Raw genomic sequence first — 554 nt, 5'->3', positions numbered from 1 at the left:
CGAGTTTCCGGTGCGACTTGGAGCCTGCCCGTACTTGGCAGGCCGGCTCCAAGCTCGTCGCGTTCTAACGGCTAAAGCCGTAAGAACGTTACACTCCGGTAGCGGTCATAACTCCGGGTTCAGTCGCCTCCACCCCACCACCACTTTGCCGGCACCCGTTAATTCGGGAGTGCCTATTTAGGTGGATTAGGCGAGCAGCATCCACAATTTGATTGTGTTGAAGGATTTCGAATAGTAGAAGGGTGCCCCGTTGACCAGAGCTACGTGCTAGGTCAAGTGTGTTCATCTAGCATGGTGAAGATAAAAACGATTGATTCGTGGCAGTTTAGATCAGTAGCCCTGAATATGCACTGCGTATCATGATTTAACTTAGACAGCTTAGAGGATGTTTGAGAGCCAATGATTGAAGTGTTGATGCCAATTGTATCCATGATAGTAATATGCAGCAACTATTACGTGTATGACTAACTCCCATTTTATGACTTGGTGGATGCCAGGAAAGCGTTGGTGTAGTGTAGGCCTCGTCCCCAGTAGTGGGGTTTCTACAGTAGCGT

1 protein-coding gene is annotated in these 554 nt (G+C 48.9%); it reads left to right on the top strand.

The features are described from left to right. Positions 1 to 181 (top strand): hypothetical protein (locus LPA02S_RS11860; RefSeq protein WP_225355010.1); only part of this gene is annotated, 181 nt, incomplete at its 5' end. Positions 182 to 554 lie beyond the last annotated feature (373 nt).

Origin of the sequence: Lacticaseibacillus pantheris DSM 15945 = JCM 12539 = NBRC 106106 (assembly GCF_001591865.1) — a bacterium.
Lineage (GTDB): Bacteria > Bacillota > Bacilli > Lactobacillales > Lactobacillaceae > Lacticaseibacillus > Lacticaseibacillus pantheris.
Note: the sequence above shows the minus strand (reverse complement) of the source record. Positions and strands in the feature narration are given on the sequence as shown.